Here is a 16,185-nt window from a genome sequence, read left to right on the forward strand (position 1 = left end):
CCCGGCGGGTGGATCAGACCGCAGGGGCCTTGCCGAGGGCCGTCTCGGCCTGCTCCTCGGGGGTGGCCGGCGCCGGCGCGGCGTCGTTCGTCGCGCGCAGCGGAACCTCCCGGATGAACCAGGCCAGCACGGGCACGAGGACGGTGAACAGCACCGCCCACCAGAAGACGTGCGAGACGGCGTCGGCGAGGCCGCCGAGCACCAGTTCCCGGGCCTGCGCCGGCAACTCCTTGAGCTTGTCGAGATCGACCTGGCCGCCTTCGCCGCCCCCGCCGCTGAACGCGGGCCCCGCCGGCGAGTCGGCGAGCCGGTTGGCGAAGATCGCGCCGAACAGCGAGATGCCGAACGAGCCGCCGATGGAGCGGAAGAAGGTGGCCGCACCGCTGGCCGCGCCGAGGTCCTTCTGCTCGACGCTGTTCTGCGCGATCAGCATCGAGGTCTGCATCAGAAAGCCCATGCCGACCCCGAGGACGATCATGTAGAGCGAGGACTCCAGCTTGCTGGTGTCCAGTTCCAGCCGGGTCAGCAGGGCCAGGCCGGCGGTCATCACGACGCCGCCGACGATCGGGAACACCCGGTACCGGCCGGTTTTGGTGATCGCGCGGCCGACCACCAGCGAGACCGCCAGCATGCCGAACATCAGCGGGAGCAGCAGCAGGCCGCTGTTGGTGGCCGACGCCCCCTGCACCGTCTGCTGGTACAGCGGCAGGAAGTTCATCGCGCCGAACATGGAGAAGCCGAGCAGAAAGCCGATCACCGAGATCAGCGCGAAGTTGCGGTTGGCGAACAGCCCCAGGGGCAGGATCGGCTCCGCCGCACGGCGCTCGACGAAGCCGAACACGACCAGGCTCACCAGGGCCAGCGCGGCCAGGCCGAGGATCTGCGGTGAGGTCCAGTCGTAGGAGTTGCCGCCCCAGGTGGTGATCAGCACGATCGCGGTGATGCCGACCGACAGCAGTCCCGCGCCGAGCCAGTCGATCCGGTGTTCGGTGCGGTACTTCGGCAGGTGCATGGTGGTGGCGAGCACCAGCAGCGCGACGCCGCCGAGCGGAAGGTTGACGTAGAACGCCCAGCGCCAGGAGAGGTTGTCGGTGATGAAGCCGCCGACCAGCGGCCCGGCGACCATGGCGATGGCCATGATGCCGGCGATCATGCCCTGGTAGCGGCCCCGCTCCCGGGGCGGAACCAGGTCGCCGATGATCGCCATCACGCCGACCATCAGGCCACCCGCGCCGAGGCCCTGCACGGCCCGGAAGGCGATCAGCTCGATCATGCCGCTGTCCGCGCCGCCGAACACCCCGGAGCCGGCCATGCCGCACAGCGCGGAGCCGACCAGGAAGACGAGCACCGAGGTCAGGAAGATGGCCTTGCGGCCGTAGAGGTCGCCGAGCTTGCCCCAGATCGGGGTGGAGACGGTGGTGCCGAGCACGTACGCGGTGACGACCCAGGTGAAGTGGTCCACCCCGCCGAACTCGCCGACGATGCGCGGCAGGGCGGTGCTGACGATCATGTTGTCGAGCATCGCGAGCATCATCGCGATCATGAGGCCGAAGAGGACGACCCGAATGTTGGGTCGCCGCTCCACGCCCTCGTTTGCCTGACTCATCGGTAAGCTCCCCCCGGGATGTGACCGACCTACTTGCCGACCGGCTAGTCCACTTACTAGCCGCACGGTAAGTTGGGGGGCAACTGGTCGTCAAGCGAAATGGGTGGTTCGGGTGAGAGAGAGCACAGGCACGCGGGAGCGCATCAAAGCCGTGGCCTTGGAGCTCTTCACCGAGCAGGGCTACGAGAAGACCTCGCTGCGCGAGATCGCCGAGCGGCTCAACGTGACGAAGGCCGCGCTCTACTACCACTTCAAGAGCAAGGACGAGATTGTCAGCAGCATCGTCGAGGACCGGCTGGACCGGATCGACACCCTGATCGCCTGGGCCGACGACCAGCCGCCCACGCTGGCGACGAGGCGAGAGCTGATCGCCCGGTACGCCGACAGCATGTTCGCCACCGACCAGCCCTCGGTGATGCGCTTCTTCGAGCAGAACCAGATCGCGCTCAAGAGCCTGTCCGCCGGGCAACAGATGCGCGACCGCTTGTTCCGGCTGGCCGACGCGTTGGCGCGGGGCGACGAGTCGCCCGCCGCCCAGGTGCGCGCCACCCTGTCGCTGTTCGCCGTGCACACCAGTTGGCTCGCCATCCGCGCCCCGCACGTCACCGACGACGAGCGGCGGAAGATCGCCTTGGAGGTGGCCGACGAGCTGCTCGCCCGGATCGCCGAGGGCTGAGCCGGGGCCGAGGGCCGAGCCGCCGGCGGGGCCGGGGTCAGCCCGGGGCGGGCAGCTCCCGCCGCAGGCCGAGCAGCTCCACGCCGGGCAGCGGGGACCAGTCCCGCTCCGGCGTGCGGACGAAGCCCAGCCGTTCGTAGAGCCGGTGAGCGGTCTCGGCGTGCCCGCTGCGCACGCAGATCACCACTGCCGAGCACCCCTGCGCGGCGGCGCGGGACAGGCACGCCTCGACCAGCGCCGCCCCGATTCCCCGCCCCTGGGCGGCCGGGTCCACGGCCAGCATCCGGAACTCGGCCTCCCCGGGGCCGCAGAGTTCGGCGTACGGGGTGCCGGGCAGCACGAACGTGACCGAACCGAGCACTTCGCCGGTGGCCCCGTCGGCGGCGACCAGCACCTCGCCGGTCTGCGCCCGGGTCGCCACGTCGGCGAGCACGACCCCGTAGCTGTTCTCGCCTTTGAGCTGCCCGTCGGCCTCGTACGCGGCCACCGTCAGCCGGGCCACCGCTGGGAAGTCGGCCGGGACGGCCCGCCTGACCTGCGGGCTGGTCAACCGATCACCGCGATGAGGTCACCGTCCTGCACGACGTCGCCCTCGTTGACGGCGAGCTGCTGGACGACGCCGTCGGACTCGGCGACGACCGGGATCTCCATCTTCATCGACTCCAGGACCACCAGGGTGTCCCCCTCGGACACGGTGTCCCCGGCCGACGCGACGACCTTCCACACGTTCGCCACCATCTCGGCGCGGATCTCGTCGGCCATCTCTCGGCCCTCCCTCTTCCCGGAGTGTCTGCGATCGGTATCCAATCACGTGCCGGACCGTCGTGGGCGCGTCCCGGCCCTGGCGTGCGATACCCGTTCGCCGGCCGACACAATCGGGCCGCCACCGGCCGCCCCGGCGGACCACCGTCACCCCCGGCCGCACTAGCATCAGCGGGTCGGCCCCGGGTGACCGGGCGGCCGGTACCCGACCACCGCCGCGCTTGCCGCCGGCGGACACCGACCAGCACCTGAGGAGGTCAGCATGGCAAAGAAGGCCCGCAAGAAGAAGGCCCGGAAGAAGAGCGGCGCGAACCACGGCAAGCGCCCCAACTCCTGAGTCGCGCGGCGGCACGCCGCCACCACTCAGCACCACCGGCCCCGGCCGGGAACGACGGTGGCCCGGGTCGGATTCGACCCGGGCCACCGGCACGTCCATCGGCCGTCAGTCGGCCAGCTCGCGGGACTCGCTCGTATCGAAGACGACCAGCTCGGTGAGGCGGACCCGCAACCGCTCGCGCAGCTGATCGGGCGCGGTCTCGTTGCCGCAGCAGCGGGCGACCAGCGCCTTCACCTCCTGCTCCAGGCCGTACTCGCGCAGGCACGGCCCGCACTCGTCGAGGTGACGCCGGATCAGCGTGCGGCGCTCCTCGGCGCACTCCAGGTCGAGATAGAAGTAGACCTCCGCGAGCACCTCACGGCAGTCCGTCTCGTGCGGTTTCCCACAGCTCACGTCACACCTCCCGGCCGGCGGCGGCGGTCGAGCCCTTCGGGGACTGCGCCGCGCTGAACCCGCGCTCGGCCGCGTAGCCCTCAAGCAGCTTGCGCAGATTACGACGACCCCGGTGCAACCGCGACATCACCGTGCCGATGGGCGTGCCCATGATGTCGGCCACCTCCTTGTAGGAGAAGCCCTCGACGTCGGTGAGGTAGACGGCCAGGCGGAACTCCTCCGGCAACTGCTGGAGGGCCTCCTTGACGTCGCTGTCGGGCAGCCGGTCCAGTGCCTCCGTCTCGGCCGAACGCAACCCGCTGGAGGTGTGCGACTCAACCTCGGCGAGCTGCCAGTCGGTGATCTCCTCCGTGGGCGCCTGGATGGGCTGGCGCTGCCGCTTACGGTAGGAGTTGATGTAGGTGTTGGTCAGGATCCGGTACAGCCAGGCCTTCAGGTTCGTGCCCTGCTCGAACTGGTGGAAGGCCACGTACGCCTTCAGGTACGTCTCCTGGACCAGGTCCTCGGCATCCGCCGGGTTGCGTGTCATCCGCAGCCCGGCTGCGTAGAGCTGGTCGACGAAGGGCATCGCGTCCCGCTCGAAACGGGCCCTGCGTTCGTCCGTCTTCTCGGTGGTCAACCGCACATCCCCTCGCGTCGGATGCTTTCCCGCCGAGGATACGCGCCTGGAACTTCCCGCAGATTCACTTTCGGCCGGTGTGCTGGTCCTCACCGCCCCTGGCCCGACCGCTCGCGCGATCACGGGCCGATCCGGCTCGACCGGCAGCGACACCACGGGCCACTCCGGTCCACCCAGCAGCCGCCTGAGCTGCCGCGCCTCCCGTTCGTCCTGTTCCCGGCTCCGTGTCTCGGTCGGCACCCGGTCACACCCCCCTGAAGCAGAAGTCTCTTCCGTGGGGGGTAACGCGGGGCGCGGGCCCCGGCATTCCGGCCCGCTCGCCCCGTTCCTGGTCCCGGCCCCGGCGGGCGCCGGTGCTGGGACCAGGAAGGGCCTGGGAGGGATGGTGTCGACCGCCCGGATTGGGCACCCGACACCATCGGAGACAACGACGCGTACGGCCGCCGGTCACGGCCCCGGTGCGGTCAGGGCGACGCCCAGCCCCGCCCGCGCAGCCAGTCGACCACCACCACGGCGGTGCCGGCCGGGTCGCCGGCCAGGTCGTGCCGCTCGCCCGGACGGACCACCACCCGCACCGACGAACTGGCTCCGGGCACGCCGAAGGGGTCGCGGTCGCCGTTGACCACCAGCGTCGGCAACCCGGTGGCCAGCTCCGCCGCCCGGGAGCGTTCCGGCCGGCCGGGCGGGTGCAGCGGGAACGCCAGGGCCACCACCGCGTCGGCGCCAACGGCGATCGCGGTGCGGCAGGCCACCCGGGCACCGCTGGACCGGCCGCCGACCACCAGCGCGGGTACGGCGCGATGTCGCCGGCGCAGCTCGGCCAGGACGGCCGTCCACGCCTCGTCGAGGTGCCCGGCGGGGGCGGGCGCGCGCCGCCCGGCCACCCGGTAGGGCTGGGTCACCCGGGCCACCGCCAGCCCGGCGGCGACCGCCACGTCCCGCAGCGCGCTCAGGTCCGGCGCGTCGACGTCACCGCCCGCGCCGTGCCCGAGCACCAGCAGGGCCGTCGCCGGGCCGGCCGGCAGGTCGGTGTCGACCCGGGCCGGCCCACGTGGCGTCCCGATCTCGTCCGCGTCTCGCACCCGCCCATTCTGAAATCCGAGCGCCCGCGCGCAGACGAGCGCCGCCGGCCGTCCCGCCCTTGCCGGGGGGCGGGACGGCCGGGGTGGTCAGCTCAGCGGAACCAGGGTGAGTAGCTGGTCCCGCACCGGTGGGCCGGCCTCGTCGGCCGCGTCCGGGTCCGGGTCGACCTCGCCGCGCCAGGCGACAAGCATGGCCCGACGCTCGCGTGGGGTGGTGCCGCCCCACACGCCGTGGCAGTCACCGACCTCCAGCGCCCAGGCCAGGCACGATCCCTGGACATCGCAGCTGCGGCACAGCGCGACGGCCGCGTCGGCCGGCTCGTTGGGCGCCGGAAAGAACGTCTCCGGGTCCACGCTCTGGCAGGTGCCCCTGGTCCGCCAGGCTTCGTCCTGCCGCCGTTCCCGCAACGCCCGTAGCAGTCGCGGGTCTCGTCGTGCGGCTGCCACCTCGTGCGGGCGGGGCATACGCGCCCGTGTCATCCACCCACCTCCCCCGTGGGACCGGAAAGACTGATGAGCGTCGTTCGCACCGTGCGAATCGTCACCCACTACCGGCGCTGTGTTGTATCGCACTTTCGGACACCGAGACAAGGGTCTTCGGTAAAGATGACTAAAAGCTCAGGCGACGATTCGTCCGCAACTCTGGCAAATCAGCACGCGACAATGCCCGCGGCGACTGTCAGAAAAGCGTCACTTCATCGGCAGGCGCGGCCTGCGCGGGCACCCGGTTGATCAACTGCGGCCCGTCGTTGCGGACGTTGCCGACCGCCGGCCCGACCGGCCGGATCTCCAGCCCGCTCAGCCACCCGGGATCGGGCGGGGCCAGCAGGGCGGCCGGCTCGTTGGTCGGGCCCAGCCAGGACGCCCACCGCTCGCGGGGCAGCAGCAGGGGCATCCGCTCGTGCACCCGCGCCAGCTCACCGACCGCCGCGGTGGTCAGCACGCTGAAGGTCAGCACCGGCCCGTCGGGCCCCTCCCAGACCGACCAGATGCCCGCGAGGGCGAGCACCGAGGAGTCGGCCGGGGTCATGAAGTAGGGCTGTCGCCCACCCTCGGGCTGCCGGACCCACTCGTACCACCCGTCGGCGGGGACCAGGCAGCGCCGGCGGGCGAACGAGGGCGCGTACGCCCGGCTGGTGGCCACCGTCTCCGCGCGGGCGTTGATCATGCGGGCCGCGGCGGCGGGCGACTTGGACCAGGGCGGCAGAAAACCCCAGCGGCCGACGGACAGGGCGCGGTGCCCCTCCGGGGTGAGCCGCACGAGCGGCACGGTCGTGGTCGGGGCGACGTTGTGGCTCGACCGGACCCGGCCCTCGGTCTCGTCGTTCGACTCGAACACCGCGCTCAGGTCGACCGCGCTCCGGGTCGTGGCGTACCTCCCGCACATGAGGCACACGCTAACGCCCCGGGCCGCGTTCGGCTGTCCCGCCGAGCCCCACCCCCACCGAAGCGTCCCGGACACCGTCCCGCCAACCGGGAGCGCATCCGGCGGTCCGTCCGGCGGCGGGCCGGGCACGGCAGAATGTCACCGTGGGGAACACGACCGCGACCCGGCCGCTTCGGCCGTGGACCGCTCCGACCGCGTCCGACCCGGTGGTTGCCACGCTGCGGCTGCCCGGCTCCAAGTCGATGACCGCCCGGGCGCTCGTGCTCAGCGCGCTGGCCAGCGGCCCCTCAACGCTCGCCGGGCCGCTGCGCGCCCGCGACACCGAACTGATGGCCGGCGGCCTGCGGGCCCTCGGCGCCCACATGTCGATCACCGACGACGACCGCTGGCTGGTCCGGCCGCACCCGCTGGCCGGCCCGGCGCACGTCGACGTCGGCCTCGCCGGCACCATCATGCGGTTCGTGCCCCCGGTCGCCGGCCTCGCCGAGGGGCGGGTCACCTTCGACGGCGACCCGCAGGCCCGCACCCGCCCGCTCGGTCCGCTGATCGACGCACTGCGCTCCCTCGGCGTGCGGGTCGAGTCCCCGGCCACCGGCAGCCTGCCGCTGACCGTCTTCGGCACCGGAAGCGTGGCCGGCGGCGAGGTGGTGATCGACGCCTCCGCCTCCAGCCAACTGGTCTCCGGCCTACTGCTGGCCGCGCCGCGCTTCGACCGGGGCGTGGTGGTCCGGCACGTCGGCCCGCCCGTCCCGTCCGCGCCGCACCTGCGGATGACCGTGCAGATGCTGCGGGCCGCCGGCGCGGCCGTCGACGACGGCACCCCCGACGTCTGGGTCGTCGAGCCGGGCCCACTGACCGGGCGGGGCTGGGAGATCGAGCCCGACCTGTCGGGCGCGGTGCCGTTCTTCGCCGCGGCTCTGGTCACCGGGGGCGAGGTGACGTTGCGGAGCTGGCCGCGCAGCAGCGCCCAGCCCGTCGAGCAGCTCCGCACGCTGCTGCAACGGATGGGCGGCGAGGTGAACCTCACCACCGGCGGGCTGACGGTGCGCGGCACCGGCGTGGTGCACGGCATCGACGCCGACCTCTCCGACGTCAGCGAGCTGACCCCGGCGCTGACCGCGCTCGCCATGCTCGCCGACTCGCCGTCCCGGTTCACCGGGGTGGCCCACATCCGGGGGCACGAGACCGACCGGATCGCCGCGCTCGCCCGCGAGTACCTCGGCCTCGGTGCGGACCTCACCGAGTCGGCGGACGGGCTCGAGATCCGGCCCCGGCCGCTGCACGGCGGGGCGTTCCGGACGTACCACGACCACCGGATGGCGCACGCCGCCGCGGTGACCGGCCTGGCGGTCCCCGGCATCGAGCTCGACGACGTGTCGTGCACCTCGAAGACCATGCCGGAGTTTCCAAGGCTATGGTCGGCGATGGTGACCGGAAGAAGCTGACACGACGGAGGGCGTCCTGACGACCAAGCGGCGGGAGTACGACGAGGACGACGTACGGGTCCGGCCCGGGCGGTCGTCGCGCCCGCGCACCCGCACGAGGCCCCAGCACGTCGACGCGGTCGAGGGCTTCGTCATCGCCGTGGACCGGGGCCGCTACACGTGCGTGCTGCCCGGGGCCGGCCCGGAAACCCCGCTGGTGACCGCCATGCGGGCCCGGGAGCTGGGCCGCAAGTCGGTGGTGGTGGGCGACCGGGTGGGCCTGGTCGGGGACACCTCCGGTGCGGCCGGCGCGCTGGCCCGCATCGTCCGGATCGCCGAGCGCAGCTCGGTGCTACGGCGCACCGCCGACGACGACGAGAACACCGCCGAGGGGCGGCTGGAGCGGGTCGTGGTGGCCAACGCCGACCAGCTCGTCATCGTCAGCGCGCTGGCCGATCCGCCGCCGCGCACCGGGTTCATCGACCGCTGCCTGGTCGCCGCGTACGACGCGGACATCGAGCCGCTGCTCTGCCTCACCAAGGCCGACCTGGCCGGCCCGGAGCAGGTGCTCGGCTACTACGCCGAGCTGGAGCTGCCGTACGTGCTGCTGCGGCCCGACGCCGACCTCGACGCGCTGCGCGACCTGCTCGCCGGCCGGGTGTCGGTCCTGGTGGGCCACTCCGGGGTGGGCAAGTCGACGCTGGTGAACCGCCTCGTTCCGGACGCCGATCGGGCGGTCGGCGTGGTCAGCGCGATCGGCCGGGGCCGGCACACCTCGACCAGCGCGGTGGCGCTGCGGCTGCCGCCCCGCCCCGGTGCCGACACCGACCAGGGCTGGATCGTGGACACCCCGGGAGTGCGCAGCTTCGGGCTGGCGCACGTCTCGGCCGACAGCCTGCTGCACGGCTTCCCCGACCTGGTGGAGGGGACGGTCGACTGCCCGGCGAACTGCCAGCACACCGCCGAGGAGGCCGACTGCGCGCTGGACGCCTGGGTGGCCGCCGGCAAGGCCGACGAGCGGCGGCTGGCCTCGTACCGCCGGCTGCTGGCCTCCCGGTCCGGCGAGGGTGACGCGCGCGAGCCCGACCAGCGCAACCCGGGCGACCCGCTGGAGGGGGCGTGACCCGGCCGCCGCTACCGTTTCCGGCATGACCGGGTACGCCGACGACCTCGCCCTCGCCCACCTGCTCGCCGACCGGGCGGACGCCATCTCCACGGCCCGGTTCCGGGCCCTCGACCTGCGCGTCGAGGCGAAGCCGGACCTGACCCCGGTCTCCGACGCGGACACCGCCGTGGAGCGGGAGATCCGGGCCGTGCTGGCCGAGCGGCGCCCCGGCGACGGCCTGCTCGGCGAGGAGTACGGCGGGCAGGCCCCGGCCGGGCCGGACGGCCGACGTTGGGTGATCGACCCGATCGACGGCACCAAGAACTTCGTCCGGGGGGTGCCCGTCTGGGCCACCCTGATCGCCCTGCTGGAGGGCGACCGGCCGGTACTCGGGCTGGTCTCCGCGCCGGTGCTGGGTCGCCGCTGGTGGGGTGCGCTCGGCGGGGGCGCGTACGCCGGCCCGGACGCCGCGCACGGCACCCCGATCCGGGTGTCGGCGGTGGGCCGCCTCGCCGACGCCAGCCTCTGCTACTCGTCACTGAGCGGGTGGGAGTCCGCCGGGCTCCTGGAGCCGATGCTCCAGCTCATGCGGGACACCTGGCGCAGCCGGGCGTACGGCGACTTCTACGGCTACATGCTGCTCGCCGAGGGGGCCCTGGACGTGATGGTCGAGCCGGAGCTGTCGCTGTGGGACGTCGCCGCGCTGGTGCCGATCGTGACCGAGGCGGGCGGGACGTTCACCGACCTGGCCGGACGGCCCACCCCTGGCGGGGACGCGGCGGTGGAGAACAGCGCGGTGGCCAGCAACGGCACGCTGCACGCCGACATCCTGGCGAGGCTGGGTCGGCCGGCCGCGCGCTGAGCGCCGCCAGCCTCTATCCTCGCCAGGTGGTGTCCTCTGGCTGGTGCTTCCTGGCGGCGATGATCGTCGCGTACGGCGTCGCCAACCTTCTCCAGTCCGTCGCTGCGGCGCGGACCACGGTGCACCACACCTTCGACCCCGGGCTGTTGCTGCGGCTGGCCGGCCACCGCACGTACCTCGTCGGGCTGGCCTGCCAGGTCGGCGGCTTCGTGCTGGCCTTCCTGGCCCGCCGGGACCTGCCGCTGTTCCTGGTCCAGGCCAGCGTGGCGGCGGGGCTCGGGGTGACCGCCATCCTCGGCGTGCTGGTGCTCAAGTGGCGGCTGCCCACCGCCGAGATCGTGCTGCTGGCGCTGCTCTTCGCCGGGGTCACCGGCCTGGTGCTGTCCGCGCAGCCGGCGCAGTCCCGGCCGCTCGGGCCCACCGGCCTGGTCGCGCTGGCGGCGGCGCTCGCGGTGATCGCCGTGGTCGGTTTCTTCGCGGTACGGCTGCACGGCGCACCCGGGTCGGTGGCGCTCGGCTCGCTGGCCGGGCTGGCCTTCTCCGCCGCGGCGGTGGCCGCCCGCCCGCTGGCCGCCGTGACGAGCGTGGAGGAGTTCGTCCGGGACCCGCTGCTCTATCTGCTGGTGGCCCACTCGCTGGTCGGTCAGCTTCTGCTCGGCCTGGCCATGCAGCGCGGCTCGACCACGGCGGCGGTCGCCGCGATGGACGCGGCCGGGGCGGTGCCCGCGGCGATCGTCGGGCTGCTGCTGCTCAACGACCGGATCTGGCCGGGCCGGGAGTGGCTGGCCGCCCTCGGTTTCCTGGCCACCCTGGCCTCGGTGATCGGGCTCACCCGGTACGCCGAGCCACAGCACCACCACGAGGTGGCCCGGGAACGCGTCCGGGGGATCCTGCCCGCCGGCGCATCGGTCCACCCCCACCCCCGCCGGTGAACGCCGGGCGGCGAGGCGGGCGGGGACGTTCGCCGGCTACGCCGCCTCGACCGGCCGGCGGCGCAGGACCACCCGCTCGTAGAGGCGCTCCAGCGCGCCGGCCGTGCGCTCCCACGTGTACGTGCATCGCACCCGGTCCACGGCGGCGTGCCCGTACGCGAACCGGCCGGCGTTGTCGGCGAGCAGCCGGCGCAGGGTCATCCCGAGAGCCCGCACGTCGCCCGGCTGCACCAGCTTCCCGGTTACCTCGTCGACCACGGCGTCGGCGATACCGCCCATGGCGTAGCCGACGACCGGCACGCCGCAGGCCATCGCCTCCAGCGAGACCCGGCCGGCGGAGGAGTAGTGCGGGGTGCAGGCGACCACGTCGGCCGAGCGGTACCAGGTGGCCATCTGGTCGTGTGGCACCGCGCCGACCAGCTTCACCTGCTCGGCCACCCCCGTGCGCTCGGCCAGCTCGCGCAGGCGGCTGGCCTCGGCGTGGTTGGCGAGCTGGTCGACCGGCGGCCCGCCGGCGATCACCAGCTCGGCGTCGCCGACCAGGCGCATCGCCCGGATCAGGTCGTCGTGGCCGTGCCCCGGCGTCAGGCCCCCGACGGAGAGGATGCGGGCCCGCTGGTCGCGCGGGGCCGCCTCTCCGTCCGGGTGGAACTGGTTGGTGTCCACGCCGGTGGGGACCATCGCCACCGAGCTGCGTTGCAGCCCCATCCGGGTCAGCTCGTCCACCTCGTCGTTGCACTGGGCGACCGCGATGTCCACCGCCCGGGTCAGGGCCCGCTCCAGCGGGATGCGGCTGCCCGGCCCGTCGTACCCGGGGCCGAGGTGGCGCAGTTGCTCCACGCCGAGCGAGTGGAAGGTCTGCACGACGGGGATGTCGGTCTCGCGCACCGCGTGCGCGGCGGCCAGGCCACCGACCCAGTAGTGCCCGTGCACCACATCCGGTGACCACTCGGCGGACCACCGGCCGGCCAGCCATCGGCCGAACTCGGACACGTGCCCGACCAGCTCGGCGGTGGGCGTCGGGGCGGCCGGGCCGACCGGCACCCGCTCCACCCGGTACCCGTCGACCTCCGCCGTGGCGGGCAGCGCGGGATCGTCGCGGCGCTCGTAGACGTGCACGTCGTGGCCGCGTCCGGCCAGCTCGGCGGCGATCCGCGCGATGTGCTCGCGCGTACCGACGGCCGGGCCTTCGGCAGGCCGCGACGGGCCGGAGTGCGCGCACACTAGGCCGACGCGCATGGGTCACCTCCATGCGTTCTTCTGAGCTGGTGGTCCTCCCGGTCAGAGGGTCCCATTAACCGCGCTGCTCGGCACCCAAACCTGGCAAGTCGCCCGCTCCGGGGGCCGGGCCGGCGGCACCCCCGGGGCGGATCCCTGGGGCGGGCGGCGGCCTCGGACCGGCCGGCGGTGCGCCGATCCGACCGGCGTCGACGGTATGAGCGGGGCCCGCTGGGGTACGGGCGAGGAATGCCTCTGACCCGCACCCTCGACAACGCCGCCATCGTGCTCACCGGCGCCTCCAGCGGCATCGGCACGGCCACCGCGTACGCCCTCGCCCGGCGGGGCGCGGCCGTGGCGCTGGCGGCCCGCAGCGAGGAGGCCCTGGATCGGGTGGCGGCGCGGTGCCGGGAACTGGGCGGCCGGGCGCTGGTCGTACCCACGGACGTCACGGACCCGGTGGCCGTCGAGATCCTCGCCGCCCACGCGGCGGAGGAGTTCGGCCGGATCGACGCCTGGATCAACAACGCGGCGGTGAGCGCCGTCGGCCTGTTCGACGAGATCGGAGTGCGGGAGTTCCGCCGGGTGCTGGAGGTGAACCTGCTGGGCACCGTGCACGGGATGCGGGCGGCCCTGCCGTATCTCGCGGCGGCCGGCGGCGGCGTGCTGGTCAACAACGCGTCCGTGCTGGCCGAGGTGGCGATGCCCTACCAGTCGGCGTACAACGCCACCAAGCACGGCATCCGGGGGCTGGCCGACACGGTACGGCAGGAGCTGCGGCTCACCGGGCGGGGGAACATCTCCGTGTGCACGGTGCTACCGGCGACCATCGACACCCCGTTCTTCCGGCACGCCGCCAACCACACCGGGCGGGAACTGGTGCCACCCCCACCCGTGTACCCGCCGGAGCTGGTCGCCGAGACCATCGTCCGGGTGCTGCGCCACCCGCGCCGCCAGGTGTACGCCGGGGGTGCCGCCCGGCTGCTCGGCGCGCAGTGGCGGCTCGCCCCCGCGCTGGCCGAACGGGCCCTCGGCTGGTACGTCCAGCGCACCCAGTTCGGGCCCACCGGACGGCCGGACAGCACCGGCAACGTCTTCGCCGCCGACGCGGCGGCCGAGCGGGCCGGCGGGTGGCACGGCCGGCGGCGGCAGCTGGTCCGGATGACCACCGCCTTCGGGCTCGCCGCGGCGGGCACGGCGGTCGGGACGCTGGCGGCCCGCGCGCGACGCTCCCGGACGGAACGCTGATGGTCTTCCCCGACCGGCCGGACGCGCGGTTCGTCACCACGACGCACAATGGGTCGATCATGCCGACCGACGTGCGCTGCGTGGTGGAGACCGACGAGTCCTCCGGGGTGCTCCGGCTGACCGGGGTTCTCGACGCCGCCGGCACGGCCGCCGTGCGGGACGCGCTGCTCGTCCGGCTCTGCGCCCGGCCCGGCCCGGTGGTGGCCGACCTGTCCCGGCTGCGCCTGCCCGACCCCGCCGCCCGTGGGCTGTTCGCCGAGGTACACCGCGAGATCGCCGACTGGCCGGCGGCGGGGCTGCTGGTCGTCGACCCGACCGGGGCGGCGGCCGGCCCGGGGCTACCGGTCTGCTCGACCGTGGCGGAGGCGACGGCGGCGCTGAGCCGGTCCCCGACAGTCGCGGCGACCACCACCGCGCTGCCGCCGTTCGTCGGCGCGGCTCGGCAGGCCCGGGCGCTGGTGACCGACGGCTGCGCCCGATGGGGGATCGACGAGCTGGCCGAGGCGGGCTGCATCGCGGTGACCGAGATGGTCAACAACGTGGTGGCGCACGCGCACACCCCGATGACCGTCCGGCTGGCCCCCGGGGGCAGCACGCTGTACATCGGGGTACGCGACCACAGCCGCCGGCAGCCGACGCACTCGGGGCTGACCCCGCCGACCCTGGCCGGCGGCCGTGGCCTGCTGCTGATCGACACGGTGTCCCGCCGCTGGGGAAGAACCCTCCTGCCCGACGGCAAGTTCGTCTGGGCGGTCCTGCACCCCGCCGGCAACCCGGGGTGACCCCCGTCACTGCCGCCCCGCCGGCCCCACGGCCGCGAGCGGGACTCCGGCGGGCGGATCGGTTACGGTCGGTGGGCAGTGGGTAGTGATCAGCCATGCGCGACGACGAGTATCCGACCCCCGTCTCCGACCCGGAGGCCGACGGCCTGCCCGACACCGCCGACGACGACTCCACGGCCAACGACGACGTCGAAACCGGTCGTGAGGCGGACGGTCCGGCACCGGCCCAGCTTCCCGGTGACCGCACGCCGGTGGCGGTGGACCGGTTCGGCACTACCGCCGAGGAGCAGCTCGACGGCGAGTCGCTGGACTACAAGCTCGACCGGGAGAGCTACGAACGACCCGCCGACGACCCGCTGGCCGGCCCGATCGACCCGGACATCGCCGCCGAGGCGGACAGCGAGGAGGCCGCCGCCCAGGCGCAGCTCGACGCCGACGTGATCGACCCGGGCCCCACCTCGGACCCGCGCTCCCCCGTCTCCCTGTACGACCACGGCCAACTCGGCAGCGTCGCCGACGCCGAGGTGGGCCGGCTGGTGGAACCGGATGAGGGGGCGCACACCGACGAGGAAACCGACAACGTCGCGTACGACGCCGGATCGGCCGGCGGCGGGGCGAGCGCGGAGGAGCTGGCGATCCACGAGACCCGGCCGCCCGAGGCGCGGTGACCCGGCCCACCCGCCGGCGCGGCGGTCAGTCGTCGAGGCCGCGCTCGATCGCGTAACGGGTCAGCTCGACCCGGTTGTGCAGCTGGAGCTTGCCGAGCGTGTTCTGCACGTGGTTCTGTACCGTCCGGTGGGAGAGCCCGAGCCGCTCGGCGATCTGCTTGTACGACATCCCCTTGGCCACCAGGCGCAGCACCTCGGTCTCCCGGTCGGTGAGCCGGGGTGCGTCGGTGTCGCGGCCGGCCGTCGCCGCGACCGGCCCCCGGCCCCCGGCGGACTCGTCCGCGCCCGCCGCGAGGCGGCGGAACTCCCCGAGCACGAGGCCGGCGAGCCCGGGGGTGAAGACCGGCTCACCGGCGGCGGTGCGCCGCACGGCGTCCAGAAACTCGGCCGGCGCCGCCGACTTGACCAGGTAGCCGGTCGCGCCGGCCTTCACCGCGTCCAGGACGCTCTGCTGTTCCCCGCTGGCCGAGAGCATCAGCACCCGCACCTGCGGCAGTGCCGCACGCAGCCCCCGGATCACCTCCACCCCGGAGATGTCCGGCAGTTGCAGGTCGAGCACCACCAGGTCGGGCCGGGCGGCGGGGGCGACGCGGACGGCCTGGCGGCCCTCCCCGCTGGTGGCGACCACGAGGTGGCCGGCCTCGGTGAGGTCACGGGCCACCCCCTCGCGCCACATCGGGTGGTCGTCCACCACCATCACCCGGACCCCGGGCGGGGTGTCCGCCGGCGAGTCCGGGCCGGCGACCGGCGGCGAGGACGGGGCCGTCGCGTCAGGCGTGTCCGGGCCGGTGACCGGCGACCGCGACCCGGCCGGCGGGGGCGTCGCGTCGGGGCTGCTCACCGGGTCGTCCTCGGCACCGTCAGCTCGACCTCGGTGCCGGCGCCCGGCGTGGAGGTGATGCGGGCCGTCCCGCCGAGGTCGGCCATGCGCCCCCGGATCGACTGCGCCACCCCGAGCCGGCCCTGCCGGGCGGCCTCGTCGAGCCGGCCGGCCGGGATGCCCGGGCCCTCGTCGCGTACCGAGACGGTCACCGTCTCCCCCTCGTTCTCGAATAAGCACCCAGGCCCGACCGCCCCCATGCCG

General features: G+C 74.0%; 20 protein-coding genes. 9 read left to right on the top strand and 11 right to left on the bottom strand.

The features are described 5' to 3' along the window. Positions 1 to 13: 13 nt before the first annotated feature. Positions 14 to 1,606, bottom strand: coding sequence for an MDR family MFS transporter (locus MCAG_RS09770; protein ID WP_007072801.1), 1,593 nt, complete (start codon positions 1,604 to 1,606; stop codon positions 14 to 16). Positions 1,607 to 1,718: 112 nt separating this feature from the next. Here MCAG_RS09770 and MCAG_RS09775 point away from each other — a divergent pair, with 112 nt between their 5' ends. Next, complete coding sequence (locus tag MCAG_RS09775) at positions 1,719 to 2,282, top strand: TetR/AcrR family transcriptional regulator (RefSeq protein WP_036372995.1); 564 nt, start codon at positions 1,719 to 1,721, stop codon at positions 2,280 to 2,282. A gap of 37 nt (positions 2,283 to 2,319) precedes the next feature. Here the strand turns inward: MCAG_RS09775 and MCAG_RS09780 are convergent, their stop codons facing one another. Then, positions 2,320 to 2,832: a GNAT family N-acetyltransferase gene (locus tag MCAG_RS09780; RefSeq protein WP_007072803.1), complete on the bottom strand. Its 513-nt coding sequence runs from the start codon at positions 2,830 to 2,832 to the stop codon at positions 2,320 to 2,322. Then, entirely contained in the window at positions 2,829 to 3,044 is a 216-nt protein-coding gene (locus tag MCAG_RS09785; protein WP_036372996.1) for a biotin/lipoyl-binding carrier protein, read from the bottom strand. Before MCAG_RS09785 ends, MCAG_RS09780 begins: the two co-directional genes overlap by 4 nt. Before the next feature lie 262 nt (positions 3,045 to 3,306). Between MCAG_RS09785 and MCAG_RS36190 the strand changes: the two genes are divergently transcribed. Then, positions 3,307 to 3,381 carry a 50S ribosomal protein bL37 gene (locus tag MCAG_RS36190; RefSeq protein ID WP_369700219.1) on the top strand — a complete coding sequence of 25 codons (75 nt, stop codon included), beginning with the start codon at positions 3,307 to 3,309 and terminating at the stop codon, positions 3,379 to 3,381. A 105-nt stretch (positions 3,382 to 3,486) separates the two neighbouring features. Here MCAG_RS36190 and rsrA read toward each other — a convergent pair whose 3' ends face one another. From rsrA to MCAG_RS09810, 5 genes are all read right to left on the bottom strand, one after another. Next, a complete protein-coding gene (gene rsrA / locus MCAG_RS09790; protein ID WP_007072805.1) occupies positions 3,487 to 3,774 on the bottom strand; it encodes a mycothiol system anti-sigma-R factor in 288 nt (95 codons plus the stop codon). A 1-nt stretch (position 3,775) separates the two neighbouring features. Then, complete coding sequence (locus tag MCAG_RS09795) at positions 3,776 to 4,633, bottom strand: sigma-70 family RNA polymerase sigma factor (RefSeq protein WP_036372998.1); 858 nt, start codon at positions 4,631 to 4,633, stop codon at positions 3,776 to 3,778. 224 nt (positions 4,634 to 4,857) lie between these two features. Beyond that, positions 4,858 to 5,475, bottom strand: coding sequence for an alpha/beta family hydrolase (locus MCAG_RS09800; protein ID WP_007072807.1), 618 nt, complete (start codon positions 5,473 to 5,475; stop codon positions 4,858 to 4,860). A gap of 87 nt (positions 5,476 to 5,562) precedes the next feature. Then, on the bottom strand, positions 5,563 to 5,955 hold the full coding sequence (locus tag MCAG_RS09805; RefSeq protein WP_007072808.1) for a WhiB family transcriptional regulator: 393 nt from the start codon (positions 5,953 to 5,955) through the stop codon (positions 5,563 to 5,565). 199 nt (positions 5,956 to 6,154) lie between these two features. After that, positions 6,155 to 6,862 carry an SOS response-associated peptidase gene (locus tag MCAG_RS09810; protein ID WP_036373000.1) on the bottom strand — a complete coding sequence of 236 codons (708 nt, stop codon included), beginning with the start codon at positions 6,860 to 6,862 and terminating at the stop codon, positions 6,155 to 6,157. 143 nt (positions 6,863 to 7,005) lie between these two features. Between MCAG_RS09810 and aroA the strand changes: the two genes are divergently transcribed. The 4 genes from aroA to MCAG_RS09830 all read left to right on the top strand — a co-directional run bounded on the left by aroA (position 7,006) and on the right by MCAG_RS09830 (position 11,185). Next, positions 7,006 to 8,307, top strand: coding sequence for a 3-phosphoshikimate 1-carboxyvinyltransferase (aroA, locus tag MCAG_RS09815; RefSeq protein ID WP_007072810.1), 1,302 nt, complete (start codon positions 7,006 to 7,008; stop codon positions 8,305 to 8,307). A 163-nt stretch (positions 8,308 to 8,470) separates the two neighbouring features. Beyond that, positions 8,471 to 9,409: a ribosome small subunit-dependent GTPase A gene (gene rsgA, locus MCAG_RS09820; protein ID WP_036376770.1), complete on the top strand. Its 939-nt coding sequence runs from the start codon at positions 8,471 to 8,473 to the stop codon at positions 9,407 to 9,409. 25 nt (positions 9,410 to 9,434) lie between these two features. After that, on the top strand, positions 9,435 to 10,253 hold the full coding sequence (gene hisN, locus MCAG_RS09825; protein WP_007072812.1) for a histidinol-phosphatase: 819 nt from the start codon (positions 9,435 to 9,437) through the stop codon (positions 10,251 to 10,253). Between the two features lie 59 nt (positions 10,254 to 10,312). Further along, positions 10,313 to 11,185 carry a hypothetical protein gene (locus MCAG_RS09830; protein ID WP_157548459.1) on the top strand — a complete coding sequence of 291 codons (873 nt, stop codon included), beginning with the start codon at positions 10,313 to 10,315 and terminating at the stop codon, positions 11,183 to 11,185. 36 nt (positions 11,186 to 11,221) lie between these two features. Here the strand turns inward: MCAG_RS09830 and MCAG_RS09835 are convergent, their stop codons facing one another. Then, positions 11,222 to 12,424 carry a glycosyltransferase gene (locus tag MCAG_RS09835; protein ID WP_007072814.1) on the bottom strand — a complete coding sequence of 401 codons (1,203 nt, stop codon included), beginning with the start codon at positions 12,422 to 12,424 and terminating at the stop codon, positions 11,222 to 11,224. A 228-nt stretch (positions 12,425 to 12,652) separates the two neighbouring features. Between MCAG_RS09835 and MCAG_RS09840 the strand changes: the two genes are divergently transcribed. The 3 genes from MCAG_RS09840 to MCAG_RS09850 all read left to right on the top strand — a co-directional run bounded on the left by MCAG_RS09840 (position 12,653) and on the right by MCAG_RS09850 (position 15,101). Continuing rightward, entirely contained in the window at positions 12,653 to 13,651 is a 999-nt protein-coding gene (locus MCAG_RS09840; RefSeq protein WP_036373002.1) for an SDR family oxidoreductase, read from the top strand. Next, positions 13,651 to 14,433: an ATP-binding protein gene (locus MCAG_RS09845; protein WP_007072816.1), complete on the top strand. Its 783-nt coding sequence runs from the start codon at positions 13,651 to 13,653 to the stop codon at positions 14,431 to 14,433. The genes MCAG_RS09840 and MCAG_RS09845 overlap by 1 nt, the downstream gene beginning before the upstream one ends. A gap of 95 nt (positions 14,434 to 14,528) precedes the next feature. After that, positions 14,529 to 15,101, top strand: a complete 573-nt coding sequence (locus MCAG_RS09850; protein ID WP_007072817.1) for a DUF5709 domain-containing protein — start codon at positions 14,529 to 14,531, stop codon at positions 15,099 to 15,101. Positions 15,102 to 15,126: 25 nt separating this feature from the next. On the opposite strand, the gene MCAG_RS09855 is transcribed toward MCAG_RS09850, so the two are convergent. Beyond that, positions 15,127 to 15,798, bottom strand: a complete 672-nt coding sequence (locus MCAG_RS09855; protein ID WP_007072818.1) for a response regulator transcription factor — start codon at positions 15,796 to 15,798, stop codon at positions 15,127 to 15,129. Positions 15,799 to 15,938: 140 nt separating this feature from the next. Continuing rightward, on the bottom strand, positions 15,939 to 16,181 hold the full coding sequence (locus MCAG_RS36195; RefSeq protein WP_369751358.1) for an ATP-binding protein: 243 nt from the start codon (positions 16,179 to 16,181) through the stop codon (positions 15,939 to 15,941). Positions 16,182 to 16,185: the final 4 nt, after the last annotated feature.

Source organism: Micromonospora sp. ATCC 39149, assembly GCF_000158815.1.
Classification (GTDB): domain Bacteria; phylum Actinomycetota; class Actinomycetes; order Mycobacteriales; family Micromonosporaceae; genus Micromonospora.

What these genes read in the sequence shown, in the direction of transcription:
- MCAG_RS09840 (WP_036373002.1), top strand. Translation starts at nt 12,653, where the DNA reads ATGCCTCTGACCCGCACCCTCGACAACGCCGCCATCGTGCTCACCGGC.
- MCAG_RS09845 (WP_007072816.1), top strand. Translation starts at nt 13,651, where the DNA reads ATGGTCTTCCCCGACCGGCCGGACGCGCGGTTCGTCACCACGACGCAC.
- MCAG_RS36195 (WP_369751358.1), bottom strand. Translation starts at nt 16,181, where the DNA reads ATGGGGGCGGTCGGGCCTGGGTGCTTATTCGAGAACGAGGGGGAGACG.
- MCAG_RS09850 (WP_007072817.1), top strand. Translation starts at nt 14,529, where the DNA reads ATGCGCGACGACGAGTATCCGACCCCCGTCTCCGACCCGGAGGCCGAC.
- MCAG_RS09810 (WP_036373000.1), bottom strand. Translation starts at nt 6,862, where the DNA reads ATGTGCGGGAGGTACGCCACGACCCGGAGCGCGGTCGACCTGAGCGCG.
- MCAG_RS09770 (WP_007072801.1), bottom strand. Translation starts at nt 1,606, where the DNA reads ATGAGTCAGGCAAACGAGGGCGTGGAGCGGCGACCCAACATTCGGGTC.
- MCAG_RS09830 (WP_157548459.1), top strand. Translation starts at nt 10,313, where the DNA reads ATGATCGTCGCGTACGGCGTCGCCAACCTTCTCCAGTCCGTCGCTGCG.
- MCAG_RS09835 (WP_007072814.1), bottom strand. Translation starts at nt 12,424, where the DNA reads ATGCGCGTCGGCCTAGTGTGCGCGCACTCCGGCCCGTCGCGGCCTGCC.
- hisN (WP_007072812.1), top strand. Translation starts at nt 9,435, where the DNA reads ATGACCGGGTACGCCGACGACCTCGCCCTCGCCCACCTGCTCGCCGAC.
- MCAG_RS09855 (WP_007072818.1), bottom strand. Translation starts at nt 15,798, where the DNA reads ATGGTGGTGGACGACCACCCGATGTGGCGCGAGGGGGTGGCCCGTGAC.
- MCAG_RS09805 (WP_007072808.1), bottom strand. Translation starts at nt 5,955, where the DNA reads ATGACACGGGCGCGTATGCCCCGCCCGCACGAGGTGGCAGCCGCACGA.
- MCAG_RS09785 (WP_036372996.1), bottom strand. Translation starts at nt 3,044, where the DNA reads ATGGCCGACGAGATCCGCGCCGAGATGGTGGCGAACGTGTGGAAGGTC.